Genomic DNA, 14,540 nt, shown 5'->3' with positions numbered 1-14,540 from the left:
GGGCATGCGCATTTTCCGTTTCATCAAGATTATCTACACCGTCATCCGCTTCGGCCTCGACGAGGTGATGCTGTCCCGGATCGACGACCGGCGCGTGAAGCTGCTGCTGCGGATCACGACGATCGGCCGTCGCTATTCCGATCCGCCGGCGGTGCGGCTGCGCCGCGCGCTCGAAAGCCTCGGCCCGATCTTCGTGAAATTCGGCCAGGTGCTGTCGACGCGCCGCGACCTGCTGTCGGTCGATTTCGCGAACGAGCTTGCCAAGCTGCAGGACCAGGTGCCGCCGTTCGAGTCGTCGGTCGCGATCGGACTCATCGAGAAGTCGCTCGGCGCGCCGGTCGACGAGCTGTTCGACGAATTCGAGCGCGAGCCGGTCGCGAGCGCGTCGATCGCGCAGGTGCATTTCGCGAAGCTCAAGCAGGGCGTGCACGCGGGCAAGGCGGTCGCGGTGAAGGTGCTGCGCCCGAACATGCTGCCCGTCATCGATTCCGACCTCGCGCTGATGCGCGACATCGCGACGTGGACCGAGCGCATGTGGGCCGACGGCCGGCGCCTGAAGCCGCGCGAGGTCGTCGCCGAATTCGACAAGTACCTGCACGACGAGCTGGACCTGATGCGCGAGGCGGCGAACGGCAGCCAGCTGCGCCGCAATTTCGCGGGGCTCGACCTGCTGCTCGTGCCGGAAATGTTCTGGGATTTCTCGACGTCGACCGTGCTCGTGATGGAGCGCATGTCCGGCGTGCCGATCAGCCAGGTCGAGACGTTGCGCACGGCGGGCGTCGACATCAAGAAGCTCGCGCGCGAGGGCGTCGAGATCTTCTTCACGCAGGTGTTCCGCGACGGTTTCTTCCACGCGGACATGCACCCCGGCAACATCCAGGTGAGCCTCGACCCGAACTCCTTCGGCCGCTACGTTGCGCTCGATTTCGGGATCGTCGGCGCGCTGTCCGATTTCGACAAGAACTACCTCGCGCAGAATTTCCTCGCGTTCTTCAAGCGTGACTACCACCGCGTCGCGACGCTTCACCTCGAATCGGGCTGGGTGCCGCCGGACACGCGCGTCGAGGAGCTCGAAAGCGCGATCCGCGCGGTGTGCGAGCCGTATTTCGACCGCGCGCTGAAGGACATCTCGCTCGGCCAGGTGCTGATGCGCCTGTTCTCGACGTCGCGCCGCTTCAACGTCGAGATCCAGCCGCAGCTCGTGCTGCTGCAGAAGACGATGCTGAACGTCGAGGGGCTCGGCCGCTCGCTCGATCCGGAACTCGATCTGTGGAAGACCGCGAAGCCGTATCTCGAGCGCTGGATGACCGAGCAGATCGGCCTGCGCGGCTGGTACGAACGCTTCAAGGTCGAGGCGCCGCAATGGAGCAAGACGCTGCCGCAGCTGCCGCGCCTGATCCACCATGCGATGGCCGCGCGCCACGACGCGCCGCGCGCCGCGAGCGAAGACCTGATGCGGCAGATCCTGGTCGAGCAGAAGCGCACCAACCGGCTGCTGCAGGCGCTGCTGATCTTCGGGCTGGCCGTGGGCGTCGGCGCGCTCGTCGCGCGGGTGCTGCTCGCGCTCGCGTACAGCGCCTGACACCCGCCTGGAGGCCATCCGATGTCCGACCCGACCCGCGAAACCCCGCCCGCCGCGCCGCGCGCCGCGGATTTCTCGACGCGCGACCCGGGCGACGCGTCGTTCTGGGACGAGCGCTTCGCACGCGGCGTGACGCCGTGGGAATTCGGCGGCGTGCCCGACGGCTTTCGCGCGTTTGCGAGCCACCGCGCGCCGTGCGCCGTGCTGATTCCCGGGTGCGGCAGCGCGCAGGAAGCGGGATGGCTCGCGCAGGCCGGATGGCCCGTCAGGGCAATCGATTTCGCCGAGCAGGCGGTTGCCGCCGCGAAGGCGCAGCTTGGCGCGCACGCGGACGTCGTCGAGCAGGCGGATTTTTTCGCGTATGCGCCGCCGTTCGACGTGCAATGGGTCTACGAGCGTGCGTTCCTGTGCGCGCTGCCGCGCGACCGGCGCGCCGACTACGCGGCGCAAATGGCCGCGCTGCTGCCGGCCGGCGGGCTGCTGGCCGGCTACTTCTTTGTCGGCGCGACGCCGAAGGGGCCGCCGTTCGGCATCGACCGGGCGGAACTCGACGCGCTGCTCGGGCCGCACTTCGAGCTGATCGAGGATCTGCCGGTCGCCGATTCGCTGCCCGTGTTCGAAGGGCGCGAGCGCTGGCTCACGTGGCGCCGCCGCTGATGCCGGCGCTTACCCGGGCGCGTCCGGCCGTTGCCGGGGCGAGCCACGGTTTCGGCTATAATTCAAGGTTTTGCAAGCCGTTTCCAGTTTCTGCGGGAAAAAATACCATGCCGATCTACGCCTATCGATGCGAAGCGTGCGGTTTCGCGAAGGACGTGCTCCAGAAGATGAGCGACGCGCCGCTGTCGCAGTGCCCCGAATGCGGGAAGGATGCGTTTCGCAAGCAGCTGACCGCTGCGGGCTTTCAGCTGAAGGGCTCGGGGTGGTATGTCACCGATTTCCGCGGCGGCTCGGGCGGCGCGAGCGCGCCGGCGGCGTCGTCCGGTTCGGGCGATGCGGCGCCGGCAGCTGCCGCGCCTGCGTCCGCGTCCGGCTCGGACAGTGCGGCGAGCGCCGCGCCGGCGCCTGCGCCGGCTGCGACGCCTGCGGCCGGCAGTTGACTGTCGCGGCCCCGCCGGGCCGCGCCCATTCCGCGCCGCCGGTGCGACTATTTGACGGCAGATGATGAAAAAGACGACCCTGAAATCGGTGTTTCTGACCGGCCTGCTGGTTCTCGTCCCGCTCGCGATCACGCTGTGGGTGCTCGGCCTCATCATCGGCACGATGGACCAGACGCTGCTGCTGCTGCCGGAATCGTGGCAGCCGGAGCGGATGTTCGGTTTCCGCGTGCCGGGGATCGGCGCGGTGCTGACGCTCGCGTTCATCTTCATCGTCGGGCTCGCGACGCAGAACTTCATCGGCCAGAAGCTCGTCACGTGGTGGAATGCGGTCGTGCGCCACATTCCGGTCGTCGGGCCGATCTACACGAGCGTCAAGCAGGTGTCGGACACGCTGCTGTCGAGCAGCGGCAATGCGTTTCGCAAGGCGCTCCTGATCGAATATCCGCGCCGCGGGTCGTATACGATCGCATTTCTGACCGGCACGCCCGGCGGCGACGTGCTCAATCATCTGACGGAAGAGTACGTGAGCGTGTACATCCCGACGACGCCGAACCCGACGTCGGGCTTCTTCCTGATGCTGCCGAAGAGCGAAGTCATCGAACTCGACATGTCGGTCGATGCCGCGCTGAAGTACATCGTCTCGATGGGCGTGGTGGCGCCCCCGGCGCCGGCCCCGGCGCCCGCCCGCCGTCCCGTCGAGCCGCCGCTGTAAAGAATCATTGCCCGGGCCGCGTTGCGGCGCCCGTTGATCAAACCGAACGAAAGCAAACATCATGTCGATGCGAACTGAATACTGCGGTCTCGTGACCGAACACCTGCTGGGCCAAACCGTGTCGCTGTGCGGCTGGGTGCAGCGCCGCCGCGACCACGGCGGTGTGATCTTCATCGACCTGCGCGATCGTGAAGGCCTCGTGCAGGTCGTGTGCGATCCGGACCGCGCGGAGATGTTCGCGACCGCCGAAGGCGTGCGCAACGAGTTCTGCGTCCAGGTGAAGGGCCTCGTGCGCAACCGTCCGGAAGGCACGGTCAACGCGGGCCTGAAGAGCGGCAAGATCGAAGTGCTGTGCCACGAGCTGACCGTGCTGAACGCGTCGGTCACGCCGCCGTTCCAGCTCGACGACGACAACCTGTCGGAAACGACGCGCCTCACGCACCGCGTGCTCGACCTGCGCCGTCCGCAGATGCAGCACAACCTGCGCCTGCGCTACCGCGTCGCGATCGAGGCGCGCAAGTACCTCGACGAGCAGGGCTTCATCGACATCGAGACGCCGATGCTGACGAAGAGCACGCCGGAAGGCGCGCGTGACTACCTCGTGCCGTCGCGCGTGAACGCGGGCCAGTTCTTCGCGCTGCCGCAGTCGCCGCAGCTGTTCAAGCAGCTGCTGATGGTCGCGAACTTCGACCGCTACTACCAGATCACCAAGTGCTTCCGCGACGAGGACCTGCGCGCCGACCGTCAGCCGGAATTCACGCAGATCGACTGCGAGACGTCGTTCCTCGGCGAGCAGGAAATCCGCGACCTGTTCGAGGACATGATCCGTCACATCTTCAAGACGACGATCGACGTCGAGCTGGATGCGAAATTCCCGGTCATGCCGTACTCGGAAGCGATGGCGCGCTTCGGCTCGGACAAGCCGGACCTGCGCGTGAAGCTCGAGTTCACCGAGCTGACCGACGCGATGAAGGACGTCGAGTTCAAGGTGTTCAGCACGCCGGCCAATGCGAAGGACGGCCGCGTCGCGGCGTTGCGCGTGCCGAAGGGCAGCGAGCTGTCGCGCGGCGACATCGACGGCTACACCGAGTTCGTGCGCATCTACGGTGCGAAGGGCCTCGCGTGGATCAAGGTCAACGAGAAGGCGAAGGGCCGTGACGGCCTGCAGAGCCCGATCGTCAAGAACCTGCACGACGCGTCGATCGCGGCGATCCTCGAGCGCACCGGCGCGGAAGACGGCGACATCATCTTCTTCGCGGCCGACCGCGCGAAGGTCGTCAACGACAGCCTCGGCGCGCTGCGCCTGAAGATCGGCCACTCGGAATTCGGCAAGGCGAACGGCCTCGTCGAGGCGGGCTGGAAGCCGCTGTGGGTCGTCGACTTCCCGATGTTCGAATACGACGACGAAGATGCGCGCTACGTCGCCGCGCACCACCCGTTCACGAGCCCGAAGGACGAGCATCTCGAGTACCTCGAGACCGACCCGGGCCGCTGCCTCGCGAAGGCATACGACATGGTGCTGAACGGCTGGGAAATCGGCGGCGGCTCGGTGCGTATCCACCGCGAGGAAGTGCAGAGCAAGGTGTTCCGCGCGCTGAAGATCGGCGCGGAAGAGGCGCAGCTGAAGTTCGGCTTCCTGCTGGACGCGCTCCAGTACGGCGCGCCGCCGCATGGCGGCATCGCGTTCGGTCTCGACCGCATCGTCACGATGATGGCCGGCGCCGATTCGATCCGCGACGTGATCGCGTTCCCGAAGACCCAGCGCGCGCAGTGTCTGCTCACGCAGGCGCCGAGCCCGGTCGACGAGCGCCAGCTGCGCGAGCTGCACATCCGCCTGCGTCAGCCGGAGCAGCCGAAGGCGTAATGCACGCTTGACCCTGAACGCGCGCGTGGCGACACGCGCGTCGCACGACGAAAAAGGCGCAACGGTGCGCCTTTTTCGTTTTTTGCGGTACAGTCGCAGCACCCGCCGCGCTGCCCGGCCCAACCGGCGCGCGGCCTCGCGCCGTATGAAACAAACATGACGAAGCCGCCGAAAATTCCCGAATCCGTTCTCGTCGTGATCTACACGCCCGACCTCGACGTACTGGTGATCAAGCGCGCCGACCAGCCCGATTTCTGGCAGTCGGTCACCGGGTCGAAGGATGCGCACGACGAGCCGCTCGCCGTTACCGCCGCGCGCGAAGTGGCCGAGGAAACGGGCATCGTGGTCGGCTCGCAGGAGGTGCCGGCGAGCGCGCTCGTCGACTGGCATCACCGGATCGAATACAGCATCTATCCGCAATACCTGCACCGCTACGCGCCGGGCGTCACGCGCAATACCGAACACTGGTTCGGGCTATGCGTGCCGCGTCGCGTCGACGTGACGCTCGCGCCGCGCGAGCACGTCGATCATGCGTGGCTGCCGTATCTCGAGGCGGCAGCGCGCTGCTTCTCGCCGTCGAACGCGGAAGCGATCCTGCAACTGCCCGCGCGCATGGCACTCGGCGCCGCATGAACGCGGATGCCCGCAAGCGCTTCGCGCAGTTGCGGCAGATGTTCCTGCAGGAGCGGGGCTCCGCGTCGCGGCTTGCGTTCACGTCCGGCAATACGGTCCGGCTGTGCGGGGGCGGCGAAGCGTTCTTCGGCGCATTGATCGAACGGATCGATGCCGCACGCGAGCACGTGATGCTCGAAACCTACATCTTTTGCGACGACGCGGCCGGACGGCCCGTGTCCGACGCGCTGATGCGCGCCGCGCAGCGCGGCGTGCGCGTGCGGGTGATCACCGACGGCATCGGCACCGCGCGCCTGCCGCTGTTCGAGACGTGGGCGGCCGCGGGCGTCGAGCACTGCATCTACAACCGCTACCTGTTCGGCCGCTTCGGCTTCTCGCGCACGCATCGCAAGCTCGCAGTCGTCGATCGCGAGCACGCGCTCTGCGGCGGCATCAACATCGTCGACGACTACGCGCAGAACGGCGCGACGCTCCCGTACCCGCGCTGGGATTTCAGCGTCGAGATGACGGGGCCCGTCGTGTCCGACGTGCGCGCCGCGTTCGAGCTGCAATGGCACCGCATCCGCTTCGGCCACAAGCCGTATGCGCAATACGCGGCGGGGCTCGCCGGCGGCGACGCGTTTCCGGACATGTTCCGCCGCTGGATGCGCAGCCACCGCTGGATCAAGGCCGGGGCGCTGCGGATCGTGACCGAGCCGAGCGTCGCGTTCGTCGCACGCGACAACGTCGTGAACCGCCGCACGATCGAGAAGGCGTACCTCGCCGCGATCGGTAAGGCGCGGCAGCAGATCTTGCTCGCGAATCCGTATTTCATGCCGGGCCGCAAGCTGCGCCACGCGTTGACGGGTGCGGCAAGGCGCGGCGTCGACGTGCGGATCCTGCTCGGCCGCAACGAGTTCGCGGCGCTCGACACCGCGGTGCCGTTTCTCTACCACGCGCTGCTGCGCGCCGGCGTGCGCGTTGCCGAGTATGACAAGACGATGCTGCACGGCAAGGTGGCCGTGATCGACGACAATTGGGCGACGGTTGGCTCGTCGAATCTGGACGCGCTGAGCCTGATGCTGAACAATGAGGCCAACGTCGTGCTGGTGCGGCACGATACGGTCACGAACGAGCTGCGCGACGCGATCGCCGCGGCGTTCGCCGACGGCCGCGAGATCGACCCGGCGCGCTACGCTCGGCGCCCGCTCGGCGAGCGCGTGCTGAACTGGCTGGCCTACACGGCCTACCGCGCCGCGATGAAGGTGCTGACGGTCGGCGGCTACGACTAAGCGCCCGCTTAAATCATTTCTGCACGCCCGTGCGGAAAACCGCTTCCAAGGCGGCCCGAATCGCGCAAAATAGCGTCTCGGTTAGACACCGGTTTCTAATAATTTCCTTGTTTCGCGGACGGTCGCACTCAATAATAGTACGGCCGTTCGATTTTATTCGAACCCCCGAACGGTTACAGAAATAGCTATGCGAAAAGGCGAACAGACGCGTGCCGCGATACTCGAAGCTGCATTGGACCTCGCCAGCCGTGACGGGCTGGAGGGGTTGACGATCGGCCTGCTGGCCGAGCGCATGCAGATGAGCAAGAGCGGCGTGTTCGCGCACTTCGGATCGCGCGAGGATTTGCAGGTGGAAGTCGTGCGCGAGTATCACCATCGTTTCGAGAACGAGGTGTTCTTTCCGAGCCTGCGCGAGCCGCGCGGTTTGCCGCGTCTGCGGGCGATGCTGGCGCGCTGGATCGAGAAGCGCATCCAGGAGGTGACGACCGGGTGCATCTACATCAGCGGAGCCGTCGAGTACGACGACCGGCCGGACAGCCCCGTGCGCGAGCAACTGATCGCGAGCGTGACGGCGTGGCGTGCCGCGCTGCTGCGCGCCATTTCGCAGGCGAAGGACGAAGGTCATCTGCGCCCGGACGGCGATCCGGACCTGATGCTCTTCGAGCTGTACAGCTTCACGCTCGGCCTGCATCACGACGCACGCTTCCTGCATTCGCCGGACGCGGTGCGCCTCACGTGGGCCGCGCTGGAAAAAACGATTGTTTCGTATCAGAGCGAGAGCCGTTAGCGGCGCGTGATCCGCCCGCCAGAAGCTCGAGCCGATTGCCCTACTTTGGAGAGAGTCATGGGACAGTACGCCGCGCCGCTGCGCGACATGCAATTCGTGTTGCACGAGCTTCTGAACGTCGAAGCCGAAGTCAAGCAAATGCCCAAGCATGCGGACCTCGATGCCGACACGATCAACCAGGTCCTCGAAGAAGCGGGCAAGTTCTGCTCCGAGGTGCTGTTCCCGCTGAACCAGGTCGGCGATCGTGAAGGCTGCACGTACGTCGGCGACGGCGTCGTGAAGACCCCGACCGGCTTCAAGGAGGCCTACCAGCAATACGTCGAGGCCGGCTGGCCGGCGCTCGGCTGCGATCCGGACTACGGCGGCCAGGGGCTGCCCGCGTTCGTGAACAACGCGCTCTACGAAATGCTGAACTCGGCGAACCAGGCATGGACGATGTATCCGGGCCTGTCGCACGGCGCCTACGAATGCCTGCACGCGCACGGCGCGCCGGAGCTGCAGCAGCGCTACCTGCCGAAGCTCGTGTCGGGCGAATGGACGGGCACGATGTGCCTGACCGAGCCGCACTGCGGCACCGACCTCGGCATCCTGCGCACCAAGGCCGAACCGAACGGCGACGGCTCGTACTCGATCAGCGGCACGAAGATCTTCATCTCGAGCGGCGAGCACGACATGTCGAAGAACATCATCCACCTCGTGCTCGCGCGCCTGCCGGACGCGCCGCAAGGCACGAAGGGGATTTCGCTGTTCATCGTGCCGAAGTTCATCCCCGATGCGGCGGGCGAGCCGGGCGAGCGCAACGGCGTCAAGTGCGGCTCGATCGAGCACAAGATGGGCATCCACGGCAACTCGACCTGCGTGATGAACCTCGACAACGCGAAGGGCTGGATGGTCGGCGAGCCGAACAAGGGCCTCAACGCGATGTTCGTGATGATGAACGCCGCGCGTCTCGGCGTCGGCATGCAGGGCCTCGGCCTCACGGAAGTCGCGTACCAGAACTCGCTGACGTACGCGAAGGAGCGCCTGCAGATGCGCTCGCTGACGGGCCCGAAGGCGCCGGACAAGCCGGCCGACCCGATCATCGTCCACCCGGACGTGCGCCGCATGCTGCTCACGCAGAAGGCCTACGCGGAAGGCGCGCGCGCGTTCACGTACTGGTCGGCGCTGCAGATCGACAAGGAGCTGTCGCACGGCGATGAAGCGGTGCGCAAGGAAGCGGCCGACCTCGTCGCGCTGCTCACGCCGATCATCAAGGCGTTCCTGACCGACAACGCGTTCGAGTGCACGAACCACGCGATGCAGATCTACGGCGGCCACGGCTTCATCTCCGAGTGGGGCATGGAGCAGTACGTGCGCGACGCGCGGATCAACATGATCTACGAAGGCACGAACTCGATCCAGTCGCTCGACCTGCTGGGCCGCAAGGTGCTCGGCGACATGGGCGCGAAGCTGAAGAAGTTCGGCAAGCTCGTGTCCGACTTCGTCGAGGCGGAAGGCGTGAAGCCGGAGATGTCCGAGTTCATCAACCCGCTCGCGGACATCGGCGAGAAGGTGCAGAAGCTGACGATGGAAATCGGCATGAAGGCGATGCAGAACCCGGACGAAGTCGGCGCTGCCGCCGTGCCGTACCTGCGCACCGTCGGCCACCTCGTGTTCTCGTACTTCTGGGCCCGCATGGCGCGCCTCGCGCTCGACAACGAAGCGTCGGGCGATCCGTTCTACAAGTCGAAACTCGCGACGGCGCGCTTCTATTTCGCGCGCCTGCTGCCGGAAACGGCCGCGACGATCCGCGCCGCGCGCGCCGGCTCGAAGACGATGATGGAAGTCGACGAGTCGCTGTTCTGATGCGGCATCGGGCGGGGCGCGCCGCGCTCCGCCCGGGACGATACGGTCCAGGTACTCACTACGCTGCGTAGCCCTCACCATCCCGCGCTACGCGACACTATCCGGAGACATCCCGTGAGCAATTTCATCATTCGCAAGGTGGCCGTGCTGGGCGCCGGCGTGATGGGCGCGCAGATCGCCGCGCACCTCGTCAACGCGCGCGTGCCGGTGCTGCTGTTCGACCTGCCGGCCAAGGAAGGCCCGAAGAACGCGATCGCGCTGAAGGCGATCGAGAACCTGAAGAAGCTGTCGCCCGCGCCGTTCGGCGTGAAGGACGACGCGAAATACCTCGAAGCCGCGAACTACGAGGACGACATCGCGAAGCTCGCCGAGTGCGACGTCGTGATCGAAGCGATCGCCGAGCGGATGGACTGGAAGCACGACCTGTACAAGAAGGTCGCGCCGCACCTCGCGCCGAACGCGATCTTCGCGACCAACACGTCGGGCCTGTCGATCACGACGCTGTCGGAAGGCTTCTCCGACGAGCTGAAGGCGCGCTTCTGCGGCGTGCACTTCTTCAACCCGCCGCGCTACATGCACCTCGTCGAGCTGATCCCGACCGCGCATACGCGCCCGGAAATCCTCGACCAGCTCGAGACGTTCCTGACGAGCGTCGTCGGCAAGGGCGTCGTGCGCGCGAAGGACACGCCGAACTTCATCGCGAACCGCGTCGGCATCTTCTCGATCCTCGCGGTGATCACCGAGGCCGCGAAGTTCGGCCTGCGCTTCGACGAAGTCGACGACCTGACCGGCAGCCGCCTCGGCCGCGCGAAGTCGGCGACGTTCCGCACCGCGGACGTGGTCGGCCTCGACACGATGGCGCACGTGATCAAGACGATGCAGGACAACCTCGCCGACGATCCGTTCTTCCCGGTCTACCAGACGCCTGCCGTGCTCGCCGAGCTGGTGAAGCAGGGCGCGCTCGGCCAGAAGACGGGCGGCGGTTTCTACAAGAAGGAAGGCAAGGCGATCAAGGTGCTCGACGCGAAGACCGGCACCTACGTCGATTCGGGCGCGAAGGCCGACGAGACCGTCGCCCGCATCCTGAAGCGTCCGCCGGCCGAGCGCCTGAAGCTGCTGCGCGAGACGGACCATCCGCACGCGCAGTTCCTGTGGTCGATCTTCCGCGACGTGTTCCACTACATCGGCGTGCATCTGGAGTCGATCGCCGACAACGCGCGCGACGTCGATCTCGCGATCCGCTGGGGCTTCGGCTGGAACGAAGGCCCGTTCGAAGGCTGGCAGGCCGCCGGCTGGAAGCAGGTCGCCGAGTGGGTGCAGGAAGACATCGCCGCGGGCAAGGCGCTCGCGAACGCGCCGCTGCCGTCGTGGGTGCTCGAAGGCCCGGTCGCCGAGAAGGGCGGCGTGCACACGGCCGAAGGCTCGTGGGCGCCGGCGTCGAAGCGCTTCGTGCCGCGTTCGGACCTCGCCGTCTACAACAAGCAGGTGTTCCGCGCGCCGCTGCTGGGCGAAGCGGGCGCCGACCCGAAGACCTACGGCAAGACGCTGTTCGAGACCGACTCGGTGCGCGCATGGGTCGATGACCGCGCGGGCGAGGACGACGTCGTGATCGTGTCGTTCAAGTCGAAGATGAACACGATCGGCCCGAGCGTGATCGACGGCCTCGTGCAGGCGATCGAGCTCGCGGAGAAGGACTACAAGGGCGTCGTGATCTGGCAGCCGACGTCGCTGAAGCTCGGCGCGCCGGGCGGCCCGTTCTCGGCGGGCGCGAACCTCGAAGAGGCGATGCCGGCGTTCATGATGGGCGGTGCGAAGGGCATCGAGCCGTTCGTGAAGAAGTTCCAGGACGGGATGATGCGCGTGAAGTACGCGAACGTGCCGGTCGTCGCGGCCGTGTCGGGCATCGCGCTCGGCGGCGGGTGCGAGCTGATGCTGCACAGCGCGAAGCGCGTCGTGCACGTCGAGAGCTACATCGGCCTCGTCGAAGTGGGCGTCGGCCTCGTGCCGGCAGGCGGCGGGCTGAAGGAAGCGGCGCTGCGCGCGGCGGACGCGGCAACGGCCGCGAACGCGACCACGGACATCCTGAAGTTCGTCACGAAGTCGTTCGAGAACGCGGCGATGGCGAAGGTGTCGGCCTCCGCGCACGACGCACGCGCGATGGGCTACGTGAAGCCGTCCGACACGATCGTGTTCAACGTGTTCGAACTGCTCGACACCGCGAAGAAGGAAGCGCGCGCGCTTGCCGACACCGGCTACCGCGCGCCGCTGAAGGCGAAGGACGTGCCGGTCGCGGGGCGTTCGGCGATCGCGACGATCAAGGCATCGCTCGTCAACATGCGCGACGGCCGCTTCATCAGCGACCACGACTACCTGATCGCGAGCCGCATCGCGGAAGCGGTGTGCGGCGGCGACGTCGAGGCGGGCAGCCTCGTCGACGAGGAATGGCTGCTGGCGCTGGAACGCCGCGCGTTCGTCGAGCTGCTCGGCACGCAGAAGACGCAGGAACGGATCATGGGCATGTTGCAGACCGGCAAGCCGGTGCGCAACTGAGCGAGCGACAAGGCAAGGAGTCTGAAATGAGCAAACAATTGCAAGACGCATACATCGTCGCCGCCAGCCGCACGCCGATCGGCAAGGCCCCGCGCGGTGTCTTCAAGAACACGCGCCCCGACGAGCTGCTGGTTCACGCGATCAAGACGGCGGTCGCGCAGGTGCCCGGCTTCGACACGAAGCTGATCGAGGACGCAATCATCGGCTGCGCGATTCCGGAAGCCGAGCAGGGCCTCAACGTCGCGCGGATGGGCGCGCTGCTCGCGGGCCTGCCGCAGACGGTCGGCGGCGTGACGGTCAACCGCTTCTGCGCGTCGGGCATCACCGCGCTCGCGATGGCGGCGGACCGCATCCGCGTCGGCGAATCGGACGCGCTGCTCGCGGGCGGCTGCGAATCGATGAGCATGGTGCCGATGATGGGCAACAAGCCGTCGATGTCGCCGCACATCTTCGATCGCAGCGAGGACTTCGGCATCGCGTACGGGATGGGCCTGACCGCCGAGCGCGTCGCCGAGCAGTGGAAGGTGAGCCGCGAGGACCAGGACGCGTTCTCGGTCGAATCGCACCGGAAGGCGCTCGCCGCGCAGCAGGCCGGCGAGTTCAACGACGAGATCGCCGCGTACACGATCACCGAACGCTTCCCGAACCTCGCGACCGGCGCGGTCGACGTGAAGACGCGCGAGATCGCGCTCGACGAAGGCCCGCGCGCGGACACGTCGCTCGAAGGCCTCGCGAAGCTGCGCACGGTGTTCGCGAACAAGGGCTCGGTCACGGCCGGCAACAGCTCGCAGACGTCGGACGGCGCGGGCGCGCTGCTCGTCGTGTCGGAGAAGGTGCTCAAGCAGTTCAACCTGACGCCGCTCGCGCGCTTCGTGAGCTTCGCGGTGCGCGGCGTGCCGCCGGAAATCATGGGCATCGGCCCGAAGGAAGCGATTCCGGCCGCGCTGAAGGCCGCCGGCCTGAAGCAGGACGATCTCGACTGGATCGAGCTGAACGAAGCGTTCGCCGCGCAATCGCTGGCGGTGATCCGCGACCTCGGCCTCGACCCGTCGAAGGTCAACCCGGTGGGCGGCGCGATCGCGCTCGGCCACCCGCTCGGCGCGACCGGCGCGATCCGCGCTGCGACCGTCGTGCACGGCCTGCGCCGCCGCAACCTGAAGTACGGCATGGTGACGATGTGCGTCGGCACCGGCATGGGCGCCGCGGGCATCATCGAACGCCTGTAAGCGAGGCGAACCAGCAGCACGACGGTGCGCGGGCCACGAGCTCGCGCACCGTTTTTTTCATTCGGAATGGATACAGCCAAGGAGACGCTTGTGACGGACATCCAGGTGGAACGCGCCGACGGCGTGATGACGATCACCATTGCACGGCCGGCGAAAAAGAACGCGCTGACGGCCGCGATGTACCAGACGATGGCCGACGCGCTCGGCGAAGCGCAGGAGGACAAGGAGGTTCGGGCGATCCTGCTGCGCGGCAGCGACGGCATCTTCAGCGCGGGCAATGATCTCGAGGATTTCATGAAGGCGCCGCCGAAGGACGACAGCGCGCCGGTCTTCCAGTTTCTCGCGCGGATCAGCAGCGCGTCGAAGCCGATCGTCGCCGCGGTGCCGGGCATCGCGGTCGGCGTCGGCGTGACGATGCTGCTGCATTGCGACCTCGTCTACGCAGCCGACACGGCGTCGTTCTCGCTGCCGTTCGTGCAGCTCGGGCTGTGCCCGGAGGCCGCGTCGAGCCTGCTGCTGCCGCGTCTCGCGGGGCATCAGGTCGCGGCCGAGAAGCTGCTGCTCGGCGAGCCGTTCGACGCGCTCGAGGCGCACCGGATCGGCATCGTCAACCGCGTGCTGCCGGCGGCCGAGCTCGACGCGTTCGCGGCGAAGCAGGCGGCGAAGCTCGTCGCGCTGCCGGCCGCGTCGCTGCGCGTGACGAAGGCATTGCTGAAGAACACCGGCGGCGTGTCGATTGCCGACCGGATGGCGGAAGAGGGGCAGCAATTCGGCGCGATGCTGCGCGGGCCGGAAGCGCGCGAGGCGATGACCGCGTTCTTCGAGAAGCGCAAGCCGGACTTCCGTTCGCTGCCGTAACGCGCGCTCGGCGCCGGCTGCGCCTCCCGCCTCCCGCCGGCCGGCGCGCGGTTCGACGCGTCGGCGCCTGCCATGCTGCGGCGCATCGTCGCAGTGTTTCCCCCCTTTGAGGTCA

The 14,540-nt window shown here is 67.1% G+C and carries 12 protein-coding genes; all 12 read left to right on the top strand.

Translation table 11 applies throughout. The features are described 5' to 3' along the window. The first annotated feature begins 4 nt into the window (after positions 1-4). The 12 genes from ubiB to ACFIMZ_RS16540 all read left to right on the top strand — a co-directional run bounded on the left by ubiB (position 5) and on the right by ACFIMZ_RS16540 (position 14,425). The gene (gene ubiB / locus ACFIMZ_RS16595) at positions 5-1,582 is read left to right on the top strand and encodes a ubiquinone biosynthesis regulatory protein kinase UbiB (protein ID WP_431820454.1); all 1,578 of its coding nucleotides are present in this window, start codon (positions 5-7) and stop codon (positions 1,580-1,582) included. A 21-nt stretch (positions 1,583-1,603) separates the two neighbouring features. Beyond that, positions 1,604-2,239: a methyltransferase domain-containing protein gene (locus ACFIMZ_RS16590; RefSeq protein WP_431820453.1), complete on the top strand. Its 636-nt coding sequence runs from the start codon at positions 1,604-1,606 to the stop codon at positions 2,237-2,239. A 107-nt stretch (positions 2,240-2,346) separates the two neighbouring features. Beyond that, positions 2,347-2,679: an FmdB family zinc ribbon protein gene (locus ACFIMZ_RS16585; protein WP_431820452.1), complete on the top strand. Its 333-nt coding sequence runs from the start codon at positions 2,347-2,349 to the stop codon at positions 2,677-2,679. A gap of 61 nt (positions 2,680-2,740) precedes the next feature. Further along, the gene (locus ACFIMZ_RS16580) at positions 2,741-3,391 is read left to right on the top strand and encodes a DUF502 domain-containing protein (RefSeq protein WP_010090712.1); all 651 of its coding nucleotides are present in this window, start codon (positions 2,741-2,743) and stop codon (positions 3,389-3,391) included. 61 nt (positions 3,392-3,452) lie between these two features. Then, positions 3,453-5,255 (top strand): aspartate--tRNA ligase, encoded by a 1,803-nt coding sequence (aspS, locus tag ACFIMZ_RS16575; protein ID WP_431820451.1) that lies wholly within the window; start codon positions 3,453-3,455, stop codon positions 5,253-5,255. A 156-nt stretch (positions 5,256-5,411) separates the two neighbouring features. Continuing rightward, positions 5,412-5,888, top strand: coding sequence for a dihydroneopterin triphosphate diphosphatase (gene nudB, locus ACFIMZ_RS16570; protein ID WP_431820450.1), 477 nt, complete (start codon positions 5,412-5,414; stop codon positions 5,886-5,888). Beyond that, the gene (clsB, locus tag ACFIMZ_RS16565) at positions 5,885-7,159 is read left to right on the top strand and encodes a cardiolipin synthase ClsB (RefSeq protein WP_431820449.1); all 1,275 of its coding nucleotides are present in this window, start codon (positions 5,885-5,887) and stop codon (positions 7,157-7,159) included. The genes nudB and clsB overlap by 4 nt, the downstream gene beginning before the upstream one ends. Before the next feature lie 187 nt (positions 7,160-7,346). Beyond that, positions 7,347-7,946 (top strand): TetR/AcrR family transcriptional regulator, encoded by a 600-nt coding sequence (locus ACFIMZ_RS16560; protein ID WP_431820448.1) that lies wholly within the window; start codon positions 7,347-7,349, stop codon positions 7,944-7,946. A 57-nt stretch (positions 7,947-8,003) separates the two neighbouring features. Next, positions 8,004-9,791: an acyl-CoA dehydrogenase C-terminal domain-containing protein gene (locus ACFIMZ_RS16555; RefSeq protein ID WP_431820447.1), complete on the top strand. Its 1,788-nt coding sequence runs from the start codon at positions 8,004-8,006 to the stop codon at positions 9,789-9,791. Positions 9,792-9,905: 114 nt separating this feature from the next. Further along, positions 9,906-12,341 carry a 3-hydroxyacyl-CoA dehydrogenase/enoyl-CoA hydratase family protein gene (locus tag ACFIMZ_RS16550; protein WP_431820446.1) on the top strand — a complete coding sequence of 812 codons (2,436 nt, stop codon included), beginning with the start codon at positions 9,906-9,908 and terminating at the stop codon, positions 12,339-12,341. 26 nt (positions 12,342-12,367) lie between these two features. Beyond that, on the top strand, positions 12,368-13,567 hold the full coding sequence (locus ACFIMZ_RS16545) for an acetyl-CoA C-acyltransferase (protein ID WP_431820445.1): 1,200 nt from the start codon (positions 12,368-12,370) through the stop codon (positions 13,565-13,567). A 90-nt stretch (positions 13,568-13,657) separates the two neighbouring features. After that, positions 13,658-14,425, top strand: coding sequence for an enoyl-CoA hydratase (locus ACFIMZ_RS16540; protein ID WP_431820444.1), 768 nt, complete (start codon positions 13,658-13,660; stop codon positions 14,423-14,425). Positions 14,426-14,540 lie beyond the last annotated feature (115 nt).

It is taken from the genome of Burkholderia sp. F1 (assembly GCF_050813845.1).
Classification (GTDB): Bacteria; Pseudomonadota; Gammaproteobacteria; order Burkholderiales; family Burkholderiaceae; genus Burkholderia; species Burkholderia ubonensis.
Note: the sequence above shows the minus strand (reverse complement) of the source record. Positions and strands in the feature narration are given on the sequence as shown.

Excerpts from the sequence above, each read along its gene's own strand:
- ubiB (WP_431820454.1), top strand. The coding sequence starts at position 5 with ATGCGCATTTTCCGTTTCATCAAGATTATCTACACCGTCATCCGCTTC.
- ACFIMZ_RS16590 (WP_431820453.1), top strand. The coding sequence starts at position 1,604 with ATGTCCGACCCGACCCGCGAAACCCCGCCCGCCGCGCCGCGCGCCGCG.
- ACFIMZ_RS16585 (WP_431820452.1), top strand. The coding sequence starts at position 2,347 with ATGCCGATCTACGCCTATCGATGCGAAGCGTGCGGTTTCGCGAAGGAC.
- ACFIMZ_RS16580 (WP_010090712.1), top strand. The coding sequence starts at position 2,741 with ATGATGAAAAAGACGACCCTGAAATCGGTGTTTCTGACCGGCCTGCTG.
- aspS (WP_431820451.1), top strand. The coding sequence starts at position 3,453 with ATGTCGATGCGAACTGAATACTGCGGTCTCGTGACCGAACACCTGCTG.
- nudB (WP_431820450.1), top strand. The coding sequence starts at position 5,412 with ATGACGAAGCCGCCGAAAATTCCCGAATCCGTTCTCGTCGTGATCTAC.
- clsB (WP_431820449.1), top strand. The coding sequence starts at position 5,885 with ATGAACGCGGATGCCCGCAAGCGCTTCGCGCAGTTGCGGCAGATGTTC.
- ACFIMZ_RS16560 (WP_431820448.1), top strand. The coding sequence starts at position 7,347 with ATGCGAAAAGGCGAACAGACGCGTGCCGCGATACTCGAAGCTGCATTG.
- ACFIMZ_RS16555 (WP_431820447.1), top strand. The coding sequence starts at position 8,004 with ATGGGACAGTACGCCGCGCCGCTGCGCGACATGCAATTCGTGTTGCAC.
- ACFIMZ_RS16545 (WP_431820445.1), top strand. The coding sequence starts at position 12,368 with ATGAGCAAACAATTGCAAGACGCATACATCGTCGCCGCCAGCCGCACG.